General features: G+C 31.3%; 24 protein-coding genes. 7 read left to right on the top strand and 17 right to left on the bottom strand.

The window, feature by feature from the left end; all coding sequences use genetic code 11:
- From rimP to FBF20_RS00645, 9 genes are all read right to left on the bottom strand, one after another.
- Positions 1 to 423, bottom strand: coding sequence for a ribosome maturation factor RimP (gene rimP, locus FBF20_RS00685; protein ID WP_002857456.1), 423 nt, complete (start codon positions 421 to 423; stop codon positions 1 to 3).
- A complete protein-coding gene (gene rbfA, locus FBF20_RS00680) occupies positions 413 to 775 on the bottom strand; it encodes a 30S ribosome-binding factor RbfA (protein WP_002778650.1) in 363 nt (120 codons plus the stop codon). Before rbfA ends, rimP begins: the two co-directional genes overlap by 11 nt.
- Positions 772 to 3387 carry a translation initiation factor IF-2 gene (gene infB, locus FBF20_RS00675; RefSeq protein ID WP_002851655.1) on the bottom strand — a complete coding sequence of 872 codons (2616 nt, stop codon included), beginning with the start codon at positions 3385 to 3387 and terminating at the stop codon, positions 772 to 774. Before infB ends, rbfA begins: the two co-directional genes overlap by 4 nt.
- Entirely contained in the window at positions 3374 to 3631 is a 258-nt protein-coding gene (locus tag FBF20_RS00670) for a YlxR family protein (protein WP_002859353.1), read from the bottom strand. Before FBF20_RS00670 ends, infB begins: the two co-directional genes overlap by 14 nt.
- A gap of 24 nt (positions 3632 to 3655) precedes the next feature.
- Positions 3656 to 4534 (bottom strand): homoserine kinase, encoded by an 879-nt coding sequence (gene thrB / locus FBF20_RS00665; protein WP_002851909.1) that lies wholly within the window; start codon positions 4532 to 4534, stop codon positions 3656 to 3658.
- 8 nt (positions 4535 to 4542) lie between these two features.
- Positions 4543 to 4944 (bottom strand): tRNA (adenosine(37)-N6)-threonylcarbamoyltransferase complex dimerization subunit type 1 TsaB, encoded by a 402-nt coding sequence (locus FBF20_RS00660; RefSeq protein WP_002873672.1) that lies wholly within the window; start codon positions 4942 to 4944, stop codon positions 4543 to 4545.
- Positions 4945 to 4982: 38 nt separating this feature from the next.
- Positions 4983 to 5867 carry a UDP-3-O-acyl-N-acetylglucosamine deacetylase gene (gene lpxC, locus FBF20_RS00655; RefSeq protein ID WP_002851689.1) on the bottom strand — a complete coding sequence of 295 codons (885 nt, stop codon included), beginning with the start codon at positions 5865 to 5867 and terminating at the stop codon, positions 4983 to 4985.
- Complete coding sequence (locus FBF20_RS00650; RefSeq protein WP_002917336.1) at positions 5867 to 7240, bottom strand: M23 family metallopeptidase; 1374 nt, start codon at positions 7238 to 7240, stop codon at positions 5867 to 5869. Before FBF20_RS00650 ends, lpxC begins: the two co-directional genes overlap by 1 nt.
- Positions 7241 to 7319: 79 nt before the next feature.
- Entirely contained in the window at positions 7320 to 8147 is an 828-nt protein-coding gene (locus tag FBF20_RS00645; RefSeq protein ID WP_002851653.1) for a prephenate dehydrogenase, read from the bottom strand.
- 76 nt (positions 8148 to 8223) lie between these two features.
- Here FBF20_RS00645 and bamA point away from each other — a divergent pair, with 76 nt between their 5' ends.
- Genes bamA through FBF20_RS00610 form a run of 7 tightly spaced genes read left to right on the top strand, consistent with a single transcriptional unit; the run spans position 8224 to position 14740 of the window.
- Positions 8224 to 10443: an outer membrane protein assembly factor BamA gene (gene bamA / locus FBF20_RS00640; protein ID WP_002890261.1), complete on the top strand. Its 2220-nt coding sequence runs from the start codon at positions 8224 to 8226 to the stop codon at positions 10441 to 10443.
- Positions 10443 to 11165, top strand: coding sequence for an inositol monophosphatase family protein (locus FBF20_RS00635; protein ID WP_002851687.1), 723 nt, complete (start codon positions 10443 to 10445; stop codon positions 11163 to 11165). Before bamA ends, FBF20_RS00635 begins: the two co-directional genes overlap by 1 nt.
- Positions 11166 to 11173: 8 nt before the next feature.
- Positions 11174 to 12016, top strand: a complete 843-nt coding sequence (accD, locus tag FBF20_RS00630; protein ID WP_002851791.1) for an acetyl-CoA carboxylase, carboxyltransferase subunit beta — start codon at positions 11174 to 11176, stop codon at positions 12014 to 12016.
- Between the two features lies 1 nt (position 12017).
- On the top strand, positions 12018 to 12467 hold the full coding sequence (locus FBF20_RS00625) for a 23S rRNA (pseudouridine(1915)-N(3))-methyltransferase RlmH (protein ID WP_002851666.1): 450 nt from the start codon (positions 12018 to 12020) through the stop codon (positions 12465 to 12467).
- Between the two features lie 11 nt (positions 12468 to 12478).
- Positions 12479 to 12841 (top strand): molecular chaperone DnaK suppressor DksA, encoded by a 363-nt coding sequence (gene dksA / locus FBF20_RS00620; RefSeq protein ID WP_002851949.1) that lies wholly within the window; start codon positions 12479 to 12481, stop codon positions 12839 to 12841.
- Positions 12831 to 13817: a hypothetical protein gene (locus tag FBF20_RS00615; protein ID WP_002851806.1), complete on the top strand. Its 987-nt coding sequence runs from the start codon at positions 12831 to 12833 to the stop codon at positions 13815 to 13817. Before dksA ends, FBF20_RS00615 begins: the two co-directional genes overlap by 11 nt.
- Positions 13814 to 14740 (top strand): tRNA-dihydrouridine synthase, encoded by a 927-nt coding sequence (locus FBF20_RS00610; RefSeq protein WP_002890239.1) that lies wholly within the window; start codon positions 13814 to 13816, stop codon positions 14738 to 14740. Before FBF20_RS00615 ends, FBF20_RS00610 begins: the two co-directional genes overlap by 4 nt.
- A 24-nt stretch (positions 14741 to 14764) precedes the next feature.
- On the opposite strand, the gene FBF20_RS00605 is transcribed toward FBF20_RS00610, so the two are convergent.
- The 8 genes from FBF20_RS00605 to FBF20_RS00570 form a co-directional block, all read right to left on the bottom strand.
- A complete protein-coding gene (locus tag FBF20_RS00605) occupies positions 14765 to 15454 on the bottom strand; it encodes a hypothetical protein (protein WP_002851870.1) in 690 nt (229 codons plus the stop codon).
- Positions 15455 to 15576: 122 nt separating this feature from the next.
- Positions 15577 to 15984 carry an rRNA maturation RNase YbeY gene (ybeY, locus tag FBF20_RS00600; RefSeq protein ID WP_002851664.1) on the bottom strand — a complete coding sequence of 136 codons (408 nt, stop codon included), beginning with the start codon at positions 15982 to 15984 and terminating at the stop codon, positions 15577 to 15579.
- Positions 15981 to 16595: a recombination protein RecO gene (gene recO / locus FBF20_RS00595; protein ID WP_002851895.1), complete on the bottom strand. Its 615-nt coding sequence runs from the start codon at positions 16593 to 16595 to the stop codon at positions 15981 to 15983. Before recO ends, ybeY begins: the two co-directional genes overlap by 4 nt.
- The gene (locus FBF20_RS00590; RefSeq protein ID WP_002785057.1) at positions 16595 to 17116 is read right to left on the bottom strand and encodes a cysteine hydrolase family protein; all 522 of its coding nucleotides are present in this window, start codon (positions 17114 to 17116) and stop codon (positions 16595 to 16597) included. The genes recO and FBF20_RS00590 overlap by 1 nt, the downstream gene beginning before the upstream one ends.
- A gap of 4 nt (positions 17117 to 17120) precedes the next feature.
- Positions 17121 to 17876, bottom strand: a complete 756-nt coding sequence (locus FBF20_RS00585; RefSeq protein WP_002857529.1) for a tRNA 2-thiocytidine(32) synthetase TtcA — start codon at positions 17874 to 17876, stop codon at positions 17121 to 17123.
- On the bottom strand, positions 17873 to 18562 hold the full coding sequence (gene pfs / locus FBF20_RS00580; RefSeq protein ID WP_002859787.1) for an aminodeoxyfutalosine nucleosidase: 690 nt from the start codon (positions 18560 to 18562) through the stop codon (positions 17873 to 17875). Before pfs ends, FBF20_RS00585 begins: the two co-directional genes overlap by 4 nt.
- Positions 18559 to 19431 (bottom strand): ACP S-malonyltransferase, encoded by an 873-nt coding sequence (locus FBF20_RS00575; protein WP_230097710.1) that lies wholly within the window; start codon positions 19429 to 19431, stop codon positions 18559 to 18561. Before FBF20_RS00575 ends, pfs begins: the two co-directional genes overlap by 4 nt.
- Positions 19432 to 19478: 47 nt before the next feature.
- The gene (locus FBF20_RS00570; protein WP_002851661.1) at positions 19479 to 20048 is read right to left on the bottom strand and encodes a peptidylprolyl isomerase; all 570 of its coding nucleotides are present in this window, start codon (positions 20046 to 20048) and stop codon (positions 19479 to 19481) included.
- Positions 20049 to 20055 lie beyond the last annotated feature (7 nt).

The raw sequence follows: 20055 nt of genomic DNA, 5'->3' as shown, positions 1-20055 counted from the left end.
TTACCACTCCACAAAGGTTCTAGCTTTTTTTATATCATTAAAATTTATAGTAGTTTTTTCTTTATTTTCTAAATTTTCTAAAGTGATATTTTCATCATCTACAGCAATGATTTTTGCTTCGAATTTTTCTTTTTCATTGGTTGTGATCTTCACAAGTTCACCTATACTTTTAGCAAAGTGTTCTATCTTGCTAAGTTTTCTTTCAAGTCCTGGTGAAGATACTTCTAAAAAATACTCCCCATTTACAGGTGGCTCTACATCAAAAATAGGCGATAAAATTTCACTAAGCCTTGCACAATCATCAAGATTTACCCCACCTTCTTTTTGCACATAAATTCTATAAATTTTTCTGCCATTTTCACTTACTAGCTCATCATCATAAAAGCTAAGCTCTGCTTCTTTGCAAAGGGCTTCAAGATTCATTTTTATCCTTTTTTATTTTTTCAAAAAGTGCATCCATATGGTTTTGATACTCAAGCCTATCATCAAATTTAAAATGAAAATTCGGACACCTATACCAACCCTGCTCACTCATGCAGTAATTTTGCAAAGCTCTACTTGCCTTTTTTAAAGAAGATAAAATTTTTTCTTGCTCATGAACATTAAAAAACATCTTATCAAGATACACAAAAGCATCATATCTGCCTTTTTTACACTCTACATCCACTACACACAAATTTTTCAAATTTTCATCATCTAAATTTGCTAAAGCTTCAGGGATTAGCTCTTTTAAGATACTTTCAGTGCGTAGTTTTTTAATCTCACTTGGGTTCATAGGCTTGCTTGTTCCTCTACTTCTTTATAGCTTTCTATATAATCACCCACTCTCATATCATCGCACCCTTCTATACCTACGCCACATTCATAGCCTTTTGCCACTTCTTTAGCATCATCTTTAAAGCGTTTAAGTGAGCTTACATTTCCCTCATAAACCACAACTCCATCACGGATAAGGCGAATTTTAGCCCCACGGTTAATCACCCCTTCGGTTACCATACAACCTGCAATTTGTCCGATTTTTGGCACATTGATCACTTGTCTAATCTCTGCTTGTCCTAATTGCTCTTCAGAAATAATCGGACTCATCATACCACCAAGCAAGGCTTTTACATCATCTAAAAGATTATAAATCACATTATAAGTTTTAATTTCTACGCCTTTATCTTTAGAACGCTCTTTAACTTCCCCTGTTGGGCGTATGTTAAAACCTAGTACTATAGAGTTTTCACTCGCACTTGCAAGCTCTATATCACTTTGCGTGATTCCTCCTACTCCACTATGAATGATATTCACTTTAATCTCATCATTTCTAAGTTTTTCTAAACTTGCCTTTAAGGCTTCTAAAGAGCCTTGCACATCAGCTTTTAAAATAACAGGCAAGGCTTTTAGATTACCTTCTTTGATCTTAGCTCCAAGCTCATCAATGCTAACTTTAGTGGATTTGCTAAGTTCTTTTTGGCGATTGTATTCGTGGCGTTTATTAGCATATTCTCTTGCTTCTTTATCGGTTTTTACTGCGATTAAAATTTCACCTGCATCTGCTACTTCACTAAGCCCTACGATAACCCCACATTCGCCTGGTTTAATTTCTTTTAAGGCTTTACCTTGATCATCGCTCATCGCACGCACTTTTCCATAAGCCTCGCCTGCAACCACGGTACTTCCTACAGTAAGTGTTCCATTTTGCACAATGATAGTAGCCACCGCACCACGCCCTTTTTGCACAGAACTTTCTATAATGCTTGCTTTAGCAAAACTTTTTGGATTGGCTTTAAGTTCTAAAATATCAGCTTGTAAAAGCACGATTTCAAGCAAATCTTCAATCCCCATTCCTGTTTTAGCCGAAACTCCTACAAATTCATAAGATCCGCCCCATTCTACTGGCATGATTTCCATTTCTGCGAGTTGAGTTTTTACCATATCGGGATTTGCTGCTTCTTTATCCATTTTATTAATAGCAATAATAATAGGCACACCTGCTGCTTTAGCATGATTTATCGCTTCTTTAGTTTGTGGTTTTACCCCATCATCTGCGGCTACAACGATGATTACAATATCAGTGATACTTGCACCCCTTGCACGCATAGCAGTAAAAGCTTCGTGACCTGGAGTATCAATAAAAGTAATTTTACGCCCGTTTTTTTCTACCATATAAGCACCCACGTGCTGAGTAATACCCCCTGCTTCACCACTTGCAACGCGTGATTTTCTAATATAATCTAACAAAGAAGTTTTACCATGATCAACATGCCCCATGATGGTAATCACAGGTGCTCTAGTCACTAAATCTTTTTCATCAGTCTCTTCTTCATAGTCTTTTACATAATCAAACTCATCAGCCTCGTTAATGATATTGATCTCTATACCAAATTCAGCAGCCAAAATTTCAATCGCATCTTCATCTAAGAAATCATTTTTTGTTGTCATCATTCCAAGCATGAAAAGTTTTGAAATCACTTCACTAGTGCTTTTTCCTATCTTATCAGCGAATTCATATACACGAATTTCTTTAGAAATAGCAACGCTACCTACTTCTTCTACTTCCTTTTTTTCAATCTTTTTAGATGGTTTTTTACGACTTCTTCTTTGAATTCCACCTTCAAGCCCAAAACCCGCAGAATTTCCAACAGCTTGTCTTATAAAATTAGGTTGTTTTTTATTGATATTTTGTGGTTTTTCTTGTTCTTTTACACTAAAATCAGGTAATACTACCTCATCTTCATCATCTAAAGAAATATCACCAAAATCATGTTCATCTAAAAAATTCATTTTTTCGGTACTTTCTTTTTTACTCGCAACAAAAGATTTTTTTTCTTTTTTCTTTTTCTTTAAACTCTCATCAGCATTTGAAAACATAGTTTTTAAACTTAAGCGCTCTTCATTATTGATAGATATATCATTTGAATTTTTTACTTCTTCTTTTTTAACTTGAATTTCTTCTTCGTCTTTTTTCTTTTTAACAATAACAAGTCCGCGTCTTTTGGCTAAAGTTGCACTAGCAAGGCTTTGTGGCTTATGAGCATCAATAATTTCTTGTTTTTCTTCCTCTTTTGCATTTTCTTTTTCAATTTTTAATTCTTCTTTTTTAACTTCTTGTTTAAGCTTTTCTTCTTTTTTAGGTTCTTTTTTTTCAGATTCATTTAGCTTTTCTTGTTCTTTTATATTTTCTTTTTTAGGCTTTTTTGCCGTAGGAGTTTTGATATTTTTCTTAAAAGCTTCTGGAATTTCTCTTGTTTGTATATACTCATAAATAGCTGCCGCGATCTCAGGTTCTACAGCATTTGATGCTGTTTTAATTCCAAGTCCTAATTCATTTGCCTTTTCAATAATTTCCTTACTATCATAACCTAATTCTTTTGCGATTTCATGAATTCTAATCTTTGCCATTTAAAAATATCTCCTTAAGTCCTTGCTGAGTAATTTTAGTATTTAAATTTTTACATATTTTAGAAAATGCTTTTTGTAAGACTTTATCTTCTCTCTCAATACAATTTTGACATAAATATCCGCTTCTTCCATGTTCTGCTTTAGGCACAATATCTCCTAAAACAACTTTAAATCTAAATAACATATTTTGCTCAAAGCGGTTTTTACACACTATGCACATTCTAATTGGTATATGTTTTTTCAAAATTATATCTTTTTTTTATATTTTTTAGCAAATTTCAAAGCCATTATCATCAAATTCTAAATATTGCACACGAAAATCTTTAAATTTTGTTTGTATTTTCTTTGCCAAAGCTAAAGCGTCATCTTTAAAAGCTAAAGAAAAAAAGCTCGATCCCGAACCTGAAAGTGTGCTCATTAAAGCTTTATTTTCTAAGGCAAATTTTTGCACTTCAAAAAGCTCGGGTAAGTTTTTCATACGATTGATTTCATGGAGCTTATCTTGACTTGCAAATTTTAAAAATTCATATTTTTTCTCCAAAAAACAAGCGGTTAAAAATGAAGCATGAGAAAGGTTGAAAACCGCATCATTAAAACTTAAATTTTTGGCCAAAGCTTGGCGTGATTGTTCCGTGCTCATTGCCAAATTTGGGATCACAACCACAGCAGCTAAATCTTTATCAATCTCTTTTTTGATACTATAAACTTTATTTTTTTCAACCAAAGAACACACAAAACCACCAAGAGTAGCTGGAGCGATATTATCTGGATGGTTTTCATAAATTAAAGCTTCATCTAAAATACGTTCTTTTTCTACCTTAAATCCACTCATATAATAAGCACTGGCAATAGCTCCAACAATCACAGCTGAAGAGCTTCCTAATCCTCTTGAAAGAGGAATGTTATTTTGAAAAATAAAACGAAAATTATCTTTTTTTCCGCTTAGTTTTTCATAAATTTCATAAAAAATATTTACAAATATATTGTTTTTTTTAAGAAAAATATTATCACTTCCCTCGCCTCCAATACTAATGCTAAAAACACCTGATTTTTGGATTTGAGTTTCATTAAAAAGCTTTAAACTAAGTCCTAAACAATCAAAACCTGGCCCTAAATTCGCACTCGTAGCTGGAACTAAAATTTTCAAATTTCATCCTAAATTGCATCTAAAAAATAAAAGGGAAGATTATCATTATTTAGTTTAAGCTCTTGTAAATTTTTTGGTAAAAAAAACTCTGCTGGGATATTTTGCTCTAAATAAATTTCACCTTCCTTATATACAAAACAAAAATTTTTATTTGCACTTATGGGTTTATAGCCATTTAATTCAAAAGCACTCACCGCAAATAAAGGAATATTTTTTACTATACTTAAAGTACTCAAACTTACATAAGAAATTTTAATCCCCATATAAGAACCTGGACCATTAGCATAGATTAAACTTGTAAAATCATATTCTTTAAGCAATTCATCTAAAATTTTTGGTAAAAATTCGCTTGCTTTTTCTTCACTTTTATAAGTTTTTATAAGTTTATCATCTTGATAAATTCCGATCATTAAAGGCTTAGATAAAGTATTAAGTAAAAGAGAAGTTTTTATGCAAATACCTTTTCATAAGCTTTTTGGGTTGTTTTTTCAAGGCTTACAATTTCATAAGCATCTTTATCTTTTAAAACTTCTTTAGTGAGTAAATGATTTAAATGATGACTCCCAGCATATGAAGTATAATCCCCAAAAACACGATATCCAAGTAAGGTTAAATCTCCAATTGCATCTAAAATTTTATGTCTTACAAACTCATCTTTGAAACGCAAACCTTCAGGATTTAAAATACGATTTTCATCTACCACTATAGTATTTTCTAAACTTCCACCTAGTGCTAAATTCATACTCCTAAGAGCTTGAACATCTTTTAAAAAACCAAAAGTTCTAGCTCTTGCTATGTTTTCTATATAATTTTTTTTGCTGAATTCAAAATTGTAACTTTGTTCACCTATAACAGCATTGTCAAATTTAATTGTGTAATTAATACGGGGTTCTTTAGTAGGAGTTAAACGCACAAATTTATTACCATCTCTTACTTCTATAGGCTTTTTAATTACCATAATTTTTTTAGGCGCATCAAGTTCTTTTACCCCTGCTTCATCAAGCATCATACAAAAACTAATACTTGATCCATCCATAACAGGAGCTTCATTTGCATTTAAAACTATGCGTACATTATCGATTCCATAAGCATTAATCGCACTCATTAAATGCTCTATTGTAGAAATAAACCCTCTTTCATCTCCTAAAACAGTTGCCATTTGAGTATTGATCACATTTTCAGGACTTGCCTTATAGCTTGCATTAAGATCACTTCTAAAAAATACTATACCACTATTTGCTTCTAAAGGCTCTAAAGTAATTTCTATGGGTTCACCCTTATGAAGTCCTATACCTACGCCTTTGACAGTTTTTGCTAAAGTTAATTGTTTCATTAATTTTTTCCTAAAATTATCTTTTTACCATCATTTAAAACATTGTAAATATTATTTTCTATCCATTTTTTATCTTGCCATTGTTCAGGACGCGTTTCAACCCCTTGAACCAAAACTCCAAAATGCAAATGATCGCCTAAGGCTAAACCACTTGTTCCTGTTTTGCCTATAATGCTTTGTTTATTAATCATTTCATCTAAATCAACATTTTTAGAAGAACAGTGCCCATAAAGACTATATACTCCAAAACCATGATAAACAATTAAATTTAAACCATAAATTCCATTTTCAGCAGCAAAAACAACCTTGCCTGCGTTATTACTTATGATAGGAGCTTGTGCTACGCTTGCTAGATCAAGCCCCATATGATAAGAATCACTCACAAATTGCCCATTATAAGAATAATACCTATGATCAGCAAAATCCGCTACTTTCATACCATTTTTAAGAGGTAAAAATAAATTCAAATCAAAATTATCAATTTTTTCCTCAGGTACTTTTGAAGTGATTTCATGGATAAGTTTTTCATTGCTATTTCTTAAAGTTTCATTGACAAACTTAAATTTTTCATAACGATTGAGATTATTATCTTTTGGAGCGTACTGATTTGCTAAATTCTCAATCTTTCCATCTAAAAATTTATCCGTTAGATTGATATTTGAAACACGATATTTACGATTAACAAAATAATACCTTATACGTTCTTTTGAAATATTGCCCGCTTTATCCGTAGCGATAACAAATGCACGAAATTCCTCATCTCTTGCATCCCAAGCAATCAAAGCCGCATAATATCCTTCTTTTACATAAGGTGTGGCTTTAAAGATTTTACCTTTATTTGTTTCTATATACACCTTATCTAAATTAGCATCATCAGCCTTAAAAACAACTGCCCCGGCACCGCCTTGCTCGATTTGGTAAGAATTGCTTATGATATTGATTTTTGGAGCCGTATTATCTACTAATACCGCAATTTGTTTTCTTGCTTCATTGCCACTAAAAAAATTCCAAAAACTAGAATCTTTAGCTATCACCTCCAAAACAAAAGATTTTACATTTTCTTTGTAACCAAATTTTGGCAAAGCAACTTGTAAGGTAATATCTTTTAAATTAGAAATCTTTTCATCTGCTATAACCATTGCACTAGTATTGTCGTCTTTATGCAATATAATTTGTACATTTTTGATAGAACTTTCATCATCTTTAATATGCACTAAAATAGGTTTTTTAAGATCAGTATATACAACATCTGGCATTAAAATTTGAGGAGGATTTTTTTCAAAAATACTTAATCTTGAAATAAAAAAAATCAAAATTGCTATTAAAACTAAAATTAAAACAGATAAATAAGTTTTGCCTTTTCTTTTTACCATAACCTTCCTTAAAAATTTTCAATGTTTTTGTTGCTTTTAATATAAATTCTATTATATTTTCAGTAAATATCTAGCAAATTTATAAAATTTCTCTTAGGGTATTAGCCTGTTTCATCCATTCTCTTAATTCATCGTTTTTGTCTAATTGTATCATTTGTTTACATCTCTCTAATTCTTGTTGAAAAAAATCAATAGAACTTAATAAGTTATCTTTATTTTGTAAAAAAATACTTTCCCACATTTGTGGCGATGATTTGGCAATTCTGCTCATACCTTTAAAAGATCCTCCGGCTAAATGAACAATATTTCTTTTATCTTCTTCCTTCATTACAAAATTTGCCAAAGAAAAACTTATAACATGAGGCAAATGAGAAATAATAGCAGCATGATGATCATGGGCTTTACTATCCATAAAAACAATTTTCATCCCTAAATGAGAAAAAATTTCTACCGCTCTTTTTTGATGTAAATCATCAGCTATTTCACTATCACAAAGAACACAAACTGCATCTTTATAAAGCTCTTTAAAAGCTGCTTTTGGACCTGAATTTTCAGTTCCTGTCATAGGATGAGCAAAAAGAGTTTGTTTGATTAAATTCTTAGGCAAACTTTCTATAATTTTTCTTTTTGTACTTCCAAGCTCTATAATTGTTACATTAGAAGGCAAATCAACTAACTTTTGCAAAATTTCTATAATAGCATCAACAGGAGTTGCGACAAAAATCATATCACATAAAGCTAAATCTTTAAATTCTATAAGCTCATGAATAAGACCTAATTGCAGGGCATCTTTTTCATTTTCTTTGCTTAAATCCATACCATAAACACAAGAAATAAGCTTATTTTCTTTCAAACAAAGCCCTAAAGATCCACCCATAAGCCCAAGCCCTATAATTGCTATTTTCATACTTTCTACCTTAGTTTTTTTGTTAAATTTTTTTTGCTATTATACAGCTTTTAATAAAGCTTTAGGTAAAAAATCAATGAAAAAACATCTTATTAGTATTTGTGCTTTAGTTGCTATGGCCAATGCAGCAACCATTAAAGATATTAAATTTATCGGATTAAATCATTTATCGAACACAAGCGCTATAAATATCGCGGGGCTTAAAATAGGCGAGGAAATAAATCCTGCAAAAATCAACACTGCTATTCTTAATCTTTATAAACAAAATTATTTCGAAAATATTGCAGTAGAAAACAACAATGGAATTTTGGAAATTATAGTTACTGAAAAACCAACTATAGCAAAGGTTACTATCACAGGTATAGCTTCAAATGATAGAAAACAAGTTGAAAGTATTTTAGGGATTAAAAGAGGTACACTACTTGATGAAGGAAATATAAAAGAAGCTATTGAACGCATTAAAGCTTATTATGAAGCAAAAAGTTATTTTGATACTATTGTAGAATACAAAAAAAAGACTTTAGAAAATACTGATGGACTAGAGCTTGAATTTATAGTAAATCGTGGTGAAAATATCATTATTGATAATGTTCATTTAAGTGGAGCAAAGAAATTTTCATATTCTGATATAGAACCTGCTGTTGTTAACAAAGAAAAAGAATTTATGGGATGGATGTGGGGACGCAATGATGGAAAATTAAAAGTTTTTGAACTTAGTAACGATAGTTCAAGAATTGCTGATGAATATATGAAAAAAGGATATTTAGATGTTCAAGTATCCTCCCCTTATCTTAAAACCTACACAGATACTTATCAAGCAAATTTGACTTATTTTATCAAAGAAGGAAAGCCTTATAAAATTAAAAGTATAAGCATAGAAAATCCTTTATTTGATGATAAGCAAAATGCACAAACCGTAAAAGATTTAAGATCAAGCGCTGGCAAAACTATCAATATCGAAGACATTAGAAAAGATGTTAAAACCATAGAAACACAAAGTGCTGATTTGGGTTATGCGTTTGTAGAAGTCTATCCTGATATTCAAAAAAATGATCAAACTCAAGAAGCCACCGTTGTATTTAAAGTAATCCCTCACGATAAAGTTTATATAAGAAATGTTATTATTTCAGGAAATTCACGCACCGTAGATCGCGTCATACGCCGAGAATTATATATAACAGAAGGTAATTTATATAATAGAACAGACTTAAGCGAGTCAAAAAATGCTTTAAAAAGAACTTCTTATTTTGACGATGTAAATATCAAAGAAGAAAAAGTTGATGATACACATATTGATTTGATTGTTGATGTTAAAGAAGCTTCTACAGGAGCTATTTCTGGAGGCATTGGCTATGGATCAAGCGATGGTATTTTGCTTAACGCTTCTTTATCAGATACAAATATCTTTGGTTCAGGAATAAAAAGCTCTGTAAGCGTAGATAAAAGCGATGATACCTTATCAGGAAGGATTAGTCTCATAAATCCACGCGTTCTTGATAGTCAATATAGTCTGGGTGGAACACTTTATTCAAATGACTATGAATGGGATAATTATTCAGAAAAAAATTACGGCTTTGATATAACAGTTGGACGCCAATTTGCAAGATACTATAATGTAAGCTTAACTTATAATCTTGAACAAAGCGATATATACCACTTAAGTCCAACTCTTTTAAGAACAGGATATGAACTTGGCAAAAGTATTAAAAGCTCTATAACTCCAGCAATCACCTTTAACAATACAGATGATTATTATCTGCCACGATCAGGTATTATTGCTTCAACTAGTTTAGAATACGCTGGACTTGGCGGAGATCAAGAATTTATTTCATCAAGCTCTAAATTTAACTTTTATCAAGGTTTGCAAGACTATATAGGATATGATCTTATTTATCGCTATAAAGCGAGTTTTTATAAAGTATGGGATGAAGGTTATTTACCAATTAACCAAAGAATTTATTTAGGTGGTATTAGATCGATACGCGGTTTTGAAAGCAGAACAGTAAGTCCTAAAAATCAATGGGGAGATGAAATAGGCGGAACCATAGCTTTTGCCAATTCCGTAGAACTTAGTTTTCCTTTGATTGATAGAATCAAACTTCGTGGTAGCGTGTTTTTTGATTATGGTATGATAGGGCGTAAAAATTTAGATGAAATAAAAAGAATGAGTACAGGTATAGGCATTGAATGGATTACACCTATTGGACCTTTACAACTTGTATTTGCCAAACCTCTTAATGATAAAAAAGGTGATGATACTAATAGTTTTGAATTTAATCTTGGAACACGCTTTTAATGAAAGAATTTTTAGATGCTTGCTTGAATGCAAATTTGCAAATACGCAAGTATCTAAACAATATCCCACAAAATGATCTTAAACTTTGCTCTAAATTAGGCTATGATAAAAATCAAGGCTATGAGCTTGACTTAAAATGTGAACAAATTTTCATAAAATATCTTAGTTGTTTTGGACAAATTTTTTCTGAAGAAAGCGGATTGATCGGAAAAGCTAGCCCAAAACAAATGATTCTTGATCCTTTGGATGGAAGTTCAAATTTTGTTTCTAAAATACCATTTTATGGAACTTCTATAGCTCTTATGGAAAAAGATCAGGCAAAAAGCGCTTTTGTTTGCAATCTTGTCAGTCAAGAAATTTTTGCTTTTAATAACAAACAAGCTTTTAAATCCAATCTTTCCGATCCAAAATACTCACCCTTAACACCTAATCTATTTTCTAAAATAGGTATAGTTGAAAAAATTTCACTTTATCCAGAACTTCTCGATTTTTTAACAAAAAATCAATTAAAATTTCGCTCTTTGGGTGCAACAGCCTTAAGTCTTGCTTATGCTTCGTATTTTAGTTTTGTATTAATTCTTGGAAAAACACGAATTTTTGATACAGCAGCTGCTTTAGCAATTCATCAAAATTTATATATAGAAAAAAATGAAAATTTCCTTCTCCTAAGCCAAGACAAAAAAATTTTTGATATAATCTTAGAATTTTTAAAAAATAATTAGGTGAATATATGAATTTTGCAGATATTTTTTCAAAAATAAGAAGACAACAACCTAGCGTTAAAGAAGCGCCAAATCACTGGGTAAAGTGCCAAAGTTGTCATGCTTTGATGTATTATAAAGAAATAGAATCTTGTTTTAATGTTTGTCCTAAATGCAATTATCACATGAGAATTTCAGCTGATGAACGTATTAAACTTTTAAGCGATGAAGGCAGTTTTATTGAGTATGATGCAAATTTAGAAGCTATAGATCCTTTAAAATTTGTTGATAGCAAATCCTATAAAAAACGCCTTAGCGAAGGTGAAAGTAAAACAGGTAGAAAAAGTTCTGTCATCAGTGGAGAATGTGAAATCAATGGTTTAAAAACCCAACTTGTTGTATTTGATTTTTCTTTTATGGGCGGATCTTTAGGTTCTGTTGAAGGAGAAAAAATTGTTAGAGCTATACAAAGAGCTATCACAAGCAAAACTTCTCTTGTCATCGTAAGTGCAAGCGGTGGAGCTAGAATGCAAGAAAGTACTTATTCTTTGATGCAAATGAGCAAAACTAGTGCTGCACTTAAACTTCTTAGCAAAGAAAAACTTCCTTATATTAGCATTTTAACCGATCCTACTATGGGTGGAGTAAGTGCTTCTTTTGCTTGGCTTGGAGATTTAATCATCGCTGAACCTGAAGCTTTAGTAGGTTTTGCTGGTGCAAGAGTTATTAAACAAACTATAGGAGCAGATTTACCTGAAGGTTTTCAAAAAGCAGAGTTCTTGTTAGAACATGGACTTATAGATGCCATAGTTGAAAGAGGAGAACAAAAACAATATCTTAGCGATGTACTAAAATTTTTTAGTGGAAAATAATTTGCAAGTTAATATCTTTTGTATTCAAAAAAGTGATGAATTTAAAACTTGTAGTGAGAAATACTCTAAACTCATCTCCAAATACGCCACTTTAAAAGAAATAAATGTTTTTAATAAAAAAATAGCCTTAGCTCAAAATTTAAATGCCATAGAAGCAAAAAAAAGCTATGAAGAAGCTTTTATGCCTTATAAAAAAGGCTATTGTATCGCTCTTGATGAAAAAGGGAAAGATCTTACAAGTATAGAATTTGCAAAACTCATCCAAGATAAAAATGAATTAAGTTTTTTTATAGGAGGTGCTTATGGTTTAAGAGAAGAATTTAATCAAAGTTTGGATTTTAGACTATCATTAAGCAAACTTACTTTAGCACATCAATTTGTTAAAACCTTACTTTTAGAACAAATTTATCGTGCATTTTGCATCAACAACAATCACCCTTATCACAAATAGAAAGTTTTAAAATGAAAAAAAATGAAATACAAAATTTCAAAAATATTTTAGAAGAAAGAAAAAAAGCTATCTTAGAAAATTTGCAAAGCAATTCAAATGAAATCGAAGCTCTTCACAATAGCGTCCCAAGCGATAGTGTAGATTTTTCTGTCATAGAAACAGGCTCTCAAATTGACTTTGCTATCAGCACCAATCTCAAAGAAGAACTTATAGAAATCGAAGATTCTTTAGATAAAATCAAAAACGGCACTTATGGAATTTGCGAATCTTGCGATGATGAAATCGACTCTCAAAGACTAAAAGTCAAACCTCACGCAAGATATTGTATCACTTGCCGTCAAATTGCAGAACAAGGAAAAAAACATGAAAATTAAACTCTTCTTACTTGCAAGTTTTATTTATATAGCACTTATTTTTGCCTTTGCTTGGCATCTAGAACTAGGAAGCTATACTCTAAATATCAGCACTTATACCTTTGAACTACCTATTATGATATGGCTTGTTATTCCTTTATTTATTTATATGATTTTAGCCGTTTTACACATAGCATTTTATGGATTTTTGCGTTATTTAAAATTTAAGCATTTTTTTAAAGACGCAGCTAAATTTGAAGCTTATACTCAAGATTTACTTCTTGAAAAAGATCTTAAAACCACTTTTCAAACAAAAGAATTTAGATCTGTAGCACAACTTTTTAAAACCATAAAAACACATGAAAAAATTCCACACTCAAATAAAATCAATGAAATTTTAGATCTTATTGATGGTTTAAATAAAAACGAATTTTTTAACCTTAGCAAATTTAAACTCGAAAATAACAATGTTTTATATTTGCAAAATGAAAAAAATCATCTCAAAAATGATGCAAATTATGCCTATAACAAACTTAAAAACCTTAATGAAATCAAAGATGAATTTGAAGAAATTGCTTTTAACACTCTTATAGAAAAAGCTAGTTATGAGCAAATTAAAAATGTAAAAATCCCTAAAAAGCCTTCTGAAGTTCTCACACTTATCAAGCGTTTTAAAGAAGGAAATTTAGAACTTAGTGTAGCAGAATATGAAGTTTTACTTTCACACAACATATTAAGCGAAAAAGACTATCTTAATGCAGCAAAACTAAGTACTAAACTTTTAAATCCTGATGCTATTTTAGGAATTTTTAACAAAATTAAAAATGAAAAAAGCGAAGCTTTAAGAGCATATTTATATCTTTTGGCTGAATTTGGACTTTTAGATGAGTTAAGAGAACAAATTCACAATGATGATAAAAAATTTAATGATTTTAAAGCCTTTTTAGCCTTGCGTGAAAAAAATATCAAAATCGATCTAAATCAACTCATACAATGATAGATTTTAGCAAAAAACCCCTGTTTTTAGCCCCTATGGCAGGTTTTTCAGATCTGCCTTTTCGTAATGTAGTAAAAAAATTTGGTGCTGATATTACCATAAGTGAAATGATAAGTTCTAATGCCTTAGTTTATGAAAGTTCTAAAACTTTACATATGCTAGAAAGAGCTGAATTAGAAAATCCCTATATAGTCCAAATTGCAGGTGGAGATAAAGAAGTGCTAAAAAAAGCAGTGCAAATGCTAAATGAAATGGATTTTGTAGATGGGATCGATTTTAATTGCGGTTGCCCTGTAAATAAAGTTGTTAAACAATGTGCTGGCAGTGCTTTGCTAGAAAATTTAGAGCTTTTTAAAAATCTTGTAGGAGTGATTAAAGAAAACAATAAAAAAAGCCTTACAAGTGTGAAATTTCGACTAGGATTTAATGAAAAATATCCTGAAAAAATGGCTAAAATTTGTGAAAGCTTGGGGGTGGATTTTGTAAGTATTCATGGACGCACAAGAAAACAGCTTTATAGCGGAAAAGCCGATTATGAATCCATTGCTAGTGCTAAAGCGAGCGTGAAAATTCCTGTGATTGCAAATGGCGATATTAACGCACAAAACGCTAAAGAAGTTTATAAAATCACAAAATGTGATGGACTCATGATAGGGCGTGCAAGCGTAGGAAATCCTTGGATATTTTATGAAATCAAAAGCGGTAAAAGTGTAGATGAAAAACTCAAAAAAGAAATCATACTCACTCATTTTGATGAAATGATAAAACACTACAAAGATCAAGGCGTAAGTATATTTCGCAAGCATTTACACGAGTATTCTAAAGGGCATAAAGACGCTTCAGCCTTTAGAGATACCGTTAATCGTATCGACAATGTCGAAGAAATGCGAAAAAAAATAGAAGAATTTTTTAGTTTAACTTGATTGATTTTTATAATTTAAAAAATCTTAAGCCTTAATATCTATAATTTTTGCTGAAGTGTTTTGAGAAAGAATTTTATTAAATTCCCCTGCATTATCATTGCTAAAATTCATACCAAAAAGAATTTCTAGCTCATCGCTTGTGCCAAATTTAGTTTCTAGTAGTTTTCTTAAAAGCTCATTCATTTTATTATCATCTTTGTAGGTTTCGCTTTTACTTTCTACTTGTATAGGTTTGAAAGCTTTTTTGTCTTCTTCTGAAGTTTCTTGCAATTTTTTCTGCGATGAATCAATATTGTTAAAATCAACAAAATATTTTTTTTGAAGCTCAAGATATTTTTCTTTAAATTCATCTATACTTTTGCTTGTGTGAAAAATTTTAACATAAGCTTCATCATAACTCACGCCATCAATATGCATCCAACGAGGGTGTTTAGCATTTTCATCCATCCATTGAAATAAATTTTTAACTTCTGATTCTGGTAATTCATTGTTTCTAAGCTTATCTTCTATTGAACCCTCGACTAATTCTATTTTATCGCTGAATTTTTTAGAAATCTTATACAAATCTATCAAATCATTACCTAATTCTTCTCTTTGTTTTTTTGTAAGCTCGGGATTTCCATTTTCAATACTTTCATCTCTTATTTTGGTAAGTGTTTGCAAAGGATTGTTTCCAAAATATCTATTAAAAGAGCTTAGAGGAAATACTATCATCTTTATCACCTTGGAATAAATTTTATTCTAAAGTAAATCGGCAAAAATGATTTTTTTAATATTTTTACTCATATATTTAAAATATAAAGCGCAAGTCTTCTAGCCCTTGAAAAAAATCTTACTTAATCTTCCAAAGTCCTTACAATCAAACTTTTAGGTAAATTAAAATGCTCTATAAGTTCTTTCTCTTTTTCTCTCATTTCTCCATTATCATTTTCATGATCAAAACCTAACAAATGAAGCATAGCGTGGATAAAAAGCAAGCTTATTTCTTCTTCATAGCTATGCCCTAACTCTTTAGCCTTTTCTTTTGCCAAATCTACATTGATCACAACAGAACCCAAAGGCAAACTCTCATCGATATTTTCAAGCGGAAAAGAAAGTACATCAGTAGTTTTATCTTGTTTTCTTTGCTCTAAGTTAATTTCTTGCATTTCTTTACTATCCACAAAGACAAGCTCCACATCTTTAGGACTTAAAAAACTTGCTATAGATTCTAAAAAATCACATTTTTCATCACTTAATATCATAAACCTTCCTTAATCAAATGATATAAATTTTCTATTTCTTCATCATCAAAAATCGCACAATTTTTACTGCTATAAAATTGTTTTAGTTTTTTCTCTTCAAACTCAAATCCTAAAGCACATTGAGAATGCGAAGGTAAAAAAGCCCTTAGCAGTGTAATGGAATTTTGGATTTTCTCATCACAGGCAAAACAAAAAAAATCCTTATGCAATCTTCCTTCAAATTCCAAAATTTTTAAATAAGCATCAACAATAACACGCTTTGGATTTTGTTTTTCAAACCTTTTCACACACTCATCAAGTAAATCAAAATAAAAACTATCAAGCTCTTCTACATCTTTTAAGTGCCTATATAAAAGACGGATAAATTCTTGCCAAATAAGCATTTTATCCCTTTGCATAATCCATAAAAATCCCAAATGCAATACATCTTTAAGTCTTGGTAAAAAACTAGGATTTTCTTCTAAAGCAAAGTCGATTTTATAGCCGCTTAAAATACTAGAATGTCTAAGTCCATAAAAACGATAAGCCTTAATAAGCATTTTAGGACTTAAAATATAAACAATCAAATCCTCATCTTTAACTTTTTGAGTATGAAGTATAAAGCCTTGCATTAAACAATTTCAATACCATAAGCCCTAAGTATATCAAAAGCGGATTTTTCTAAATTTTCATCAAAACTTGCACTTAAATTTTGGTGTAAAATTATCCTTGCATTAGGCTTAGCACCAAAAGCTAAAATAATATTACAAAACACACAAATATGAGAAACAAGCCCTGCAAAATGAAGTTCTTCATAATCACTTTTTTGTATGAAATTAGCTAATTCTAAGCTACCAAAAGTATTTTTATAAAAAATTTTATGAGCTTTTTGTAAAAAAGGTTCAAATTCCTTTGGCATTTGCCAACCCAAACTCTCTTTAATGCAATGTTTTACAGGTAAATTTAAACCTTCTTTACTTTGTAGATAATGCTCATCATGCGTATCATAGGTTAAAAGCAAATGCGTGTTATTAAAATCGATTTGATTTAAGGCTTTAAGAATATTTTCTTTGATTTTTAAAGCCTTATCAAAACCTAAACTTCCATCAATAAAATCATTTTGATAATCCACTAAAACAAAAGCTTTTTTCATGCTTTTATGCCTTTTGAAGCCAAAAACTTTCTGTGTGTAAATTTGTAAAAGCAGTTTTTAAGCTTGTAAAAAGCTTAGGATGATCTTTTTCTAAATTTGCTAAAAGCTGTTTAGCTTCTTCTCTAGCGTGTGGAAATTTCACATTTTTTTCGCTGAGTTTCATACCAGGACAAAATTCATTTCCTATCACGCTAAGTTCATTTTGCGTAGCATTATCCCTAAGCTGTCTTTCTCGCACAAAAATCAAAGGGCGTATCACAGTTATACCGCGTTTGCTTTGATAAATAGGCGCTAAGGTTCTTAAAGCTCCATTATGAATAAAATTCATAAAAAAGCTTTCTGCTGCATCATCTAAATGATGAGCTATAGCAAGCTTGTTAAAACCTTTTTCAAGAGCGTAAGTATATAAAGCTCCACGACGCATTCTCGAAAAATAACTACAAAAACTTGAATTTTCTCTTATGGTATCGCCTGAAACTTCATAAATATTTGAATCAAGCACGCTATGTTTAATGCCGTGTTCTTCACAATGTGCATGAAGATGAGAATAATCCTCGCCCATACCATAACTCAAAGTTACCGCTTCAAGTTCAAATTTAAAAGGAGCGTGAGCTTGCATACGATTTAAAAGATGGGCTAAAGCCAAAGAATCTTTCCCGCCACTAAGCCCTAAAAGAACCCTATCTCCATCTTTAATAAGTCCAAATTTAGCATTAGCTTGTGCAACTTGGCGTATGAGTTTTTTGCTAAGATTTATCATAATTTCTCGCACATTTTAAGCACAAAATTGGCTGAAATTTTAGCTGAATTGATCACAAACTCATCAAAATCAAATTCAGCCTTTTCCCCTGCTTTATCACTCATAGCTCTTAAGATAAAACAAGGCACCTTTAAAGCATCACAAACCAAAGCCACACTTGCGCCTTCCATTTCACAAGCATCCGCATTGAAAATTTCTCTAATTTTTGCTTTTTTTGCTTCATCGCAAATAAACTCATCACCCGTTGCAATAATGCCTGCACGAAGTTTGATATTTAATTCCTTAGCAACTTCTAAAGCAAGATTGTTTAATTTCTCATCGGTTTTGATAAAAATTTCATTACCTGGAACAAAACCCAAAGGATGTCCAAAAGCAGTAATATCAAGATCGTATTGAGCTAATTTTGTTGCATAAAGCAAATCGCCAATTTCAAGTTCAGGATTAAAAGCACCTGCAACTCCTGTAAAAAGCAAAGCTTGTGCGCCAAATTTTTCTATCATCACACTAGCACTAAGAGTAGAATTTACCTTGCCAATTTTAGAATACGCTAAAACAAGTTCATGGTTTTTATACTTTGCAAAATAATAAGTATTATTAGCGTGTTCTATTTTCGTATAATCTTTAAGTGTTTCAAGTAAAGGAGTGATTTCTTCACTCATGGCTCCTAAAATTGCTATTTTCATCATACAACCTTTAAAAATTCATCAATATCATTCATATTTGTTAAAGCATAAGTTTCTTTTGAAGTGATTTTTTTATTCAAACCCTTAAGCACACTTGCGCCAAATTCTATGAAATAATCTACTTCATTTTCACATGCCTTAATGCTTTGTTTATAAAGCACAGGAGAGATAAGTTGTACTTTTAAAAGCTCAAGGGCTTCTTCTTTGCTTGTATAAATTTTGGCATTTGCATTAGAAATTACGGCTTTAAAATTTGGTTTTAACACCTTTTCAAGCTCCACACAAAGCTTAGCTGAAGCATTTTCCAAAAGAGGACAATGACTTGCCACGCTCATATTTAAAAGCATAGCTCTTTTAGCTCCTGCTTCTTTAAATACACTTTCATAACTTGCTAAATCAGGTTTTAAACCTGCTACAACGATTTGTCCATCGCAGTTATAATTTGCAGCGAAAATTTGCTTGTTTTCTTTTTGTGCTTTTTGACAAAGCTCTTCAACCTTTTCATCATCAAGCCCCAAAACCACCATCATACCTGCTTCAACTTTTGCACAATCTTCTTGCATGAAAAGCCCTCTTTTATTGACCAAAGAAAGAGCCTCTAAAAAATCAAAAGCACCATTGACAGCTAAGGCTGAAAATTCTCCCAAAGAATGCCCTAAAGCAAATTTCGAACTTAAATCAGGTTTTTTTTCAAGTAAAACACTATAAGCCATTAAGGAATTTAAAACGATGGCGGGTTGAGTAAATTCACTTTGATTGAGTTTTTCGTTTTCTTCAAAAAGCAAATGTTTAAAATCAATCTTACAAAAATCACTTGCGTTTTGAAGGAGTTCTTTGGCTTTTATAGAGTTTTCATAAAAATCTTTTCCCATGCCAAGACTTTGAGAGCCTTGACCTGGAAATATAAACGCAGCATTCATTAATGACAACCGCAACCGCCGCCACCACAGCAACCGCCGCCACCATGTCCATGTCCGTGATGATGATCGTGTCCATGTCCGCTTCCACAACCACAACTATGACTTCCTGCGATAATACCTGTAAGAATTTCATCTTCACTCGCAGCTCTAGCATCTACGATATTTAAAGAAAAAAGCAAATCACGACCTGCATAAGGATGATTATAATCAATTGTCACATCATTTTCACCAATTTCTTTTACAGTTACACGAACGGTTTCGCCATTTTCACCTTCGCCAAAAAGCTCCATACCTACTTTTAAATCAATACCTGCAAATTGCTCTTTTGGTAAAGTTTGAACGGCATTTTCATCGTATTCGCCTAAACCTTTTTCTTTTTTAATTACCACATCAGCATTGCTAGGGCAATCAAGCTTCATCACTTCTTCTTCTAAGCTTTCTAAAATCTGACCTTTGCCTAAAATAAAAGAAATAGGTTGAGAATATAAATTTGATTCTAAAACTTCATTTGTATTTGCATCTTTTAACTCATAAAACATTGAAACTACACTATTTTTTTCTATAGCCATTTTATCT

It is taken from the genome of Campylobacter sp. CFSAN093259 (assembly GCF_012889985.1).
GTDB lineage: Bacteria > Campylobacterota > Campylobacteria > Campylobacterales > Campylobacteraceae > Campylobacter_D > Campylobacter_D jejuni.
The sequence above is the reverse complement of the archived record's forward strand: the minus strand, read 5'-3'. Positions and strand labels throughout refer to the sequence as shown.

Coding starts and splice junctions, on each gene's coding strand:
- rimP (WP_002857456.1), bottom strand. CDS start 423: ATGAATCTTGAAGCCCTTTGCAAAGAAGCAGAGCTTAGCTTTTATGAT.
- rbfA (WP_002778650.1), bottom strand. CDS start 775: ATGAACCCAAGTGAGATTAAAAAACTACGCACTGAAAGTATCTTAAAA.
- infB (WP_002851655.1), bottom strand. CDS start 3,387: ATGGCAAAGATTAGAATTCATGAAATCGCAAAAGAATTAGGTTATGAT.
- FBF20_RS00660 (WP_002873672.1), bottom strand. CDS start 4,944: ATGATCGGAATTTATCAAGATGATAAACTTATAAAAACTTATAAAAGT.
- lpxC (WP_002851689.1), bottom strand. CDS start 5,867: ATGAAACAATTAACTTTAGCAAAAACTGTCAAAGGCGTAGGTATAGGA.
- FBF20_RS00650 (WP_002917336.1), bottom strand. CDS start 7,240: ATGGTAAAAAGAAAAGGCAAAACTTATTTATCTGTTTTAATTTTAGTT.
- FBF20_RS00645 (WP_002851653.1), bottom strand. CDS start 8,147: ATGAAAATAGCAATTATAGGGCTTGGGCTTATGGGTGGATCTTTAGGG.
- bamA (WP_002890261.1), top strand. CDS start 8,224: ATGAAAAAACATCTTATTAGTATTTGTGCTTTAGTTGCTATGGCCAAT.
- FBF20_RS00635 (WP_002851687.1), top strand. CDS start 10,443: ATGAAAGAATTTTTAGATGCTTGCTTGAATGCAAATTTGCAAATACGC.
- accD (WP_002851791.1), top strand. CDS start 11,174: ATGAATTTTGCAGATATTTTTTCAAAAATAAGAAGACAACAACCTAGC.
- dksA (WP_002851949.1), top strand. CDS start 12,479: ATGAAAAAAAATGAAATACAAAATTTCAAAAATATTTTAGAAGAAAGA.
- FBF20_RS00615 (WP_002851806.1), top strand. CDS start 12,831: ATGAAAATTAAACTCTTCTTACTTGCAAGTTTTATTTATATAGCACTT.
- FBF20_RS00610 (WP_002890239.1), top strand. CDS start 13,814: ATGATAGATTTTAGCAAAAAACCCCTGTTTTTAGCCCCTATGGCAGGT.
- FBF20_RS00605 (WP_002851870.1), bottom strand. CDS start 15,454: ATGATAGTATTTCCTCTAAGCTCTTTTAATAGATATTTTGGAAACAAT.
- ybeY (WP_002851664.1), bottom strand. CDS start 15,984: ATGATATTAAGTGATGAAAAATGTGATTTTTTAGAATCTATAGCAAGT.
- recO (WP_002851895.1), bottom strand. CDS start 16,595: ATGCAAGGCTTTATACTTCATACTCAAAAAGTTAAAGATGAGGATTTG.
- FBF20_RS00590 (WP_002785057.1), bottom strand. CDS start 17,116: ATGAAAAAAGCTTTTGTTTTAGTGGATTATCAAAATGATTTTATTGAT.
- FBF20_RS00585 (WP_002857529.1), bottom strand. CDS start 17,876: ATGATAAATCTTAGCAAAAAACTCATACGCCAAGTTGCACAAGCTAAT.
- pfs (WP_002859787.1), bottom strand. CDS start 18,562: ATGATGAAAATAGCAATTTTAGGAGCCATGAGTGAAGAAATCACTCCT.
- FBF20_RS00575 (WP_230097710.1), bottom strand. CDS start 19,431: ATGGGAAAAGATTTTTATGAAAACTCTATAAAAGCCAAAGAACTCCTT.
- FBF20_RS00570 (WP_002851661.1), bottom strand. CDS start 20,048: ATGGCTATAGAAAAAAATAGTGTAGTTTCAATGTTTTATGAGTTAAAA.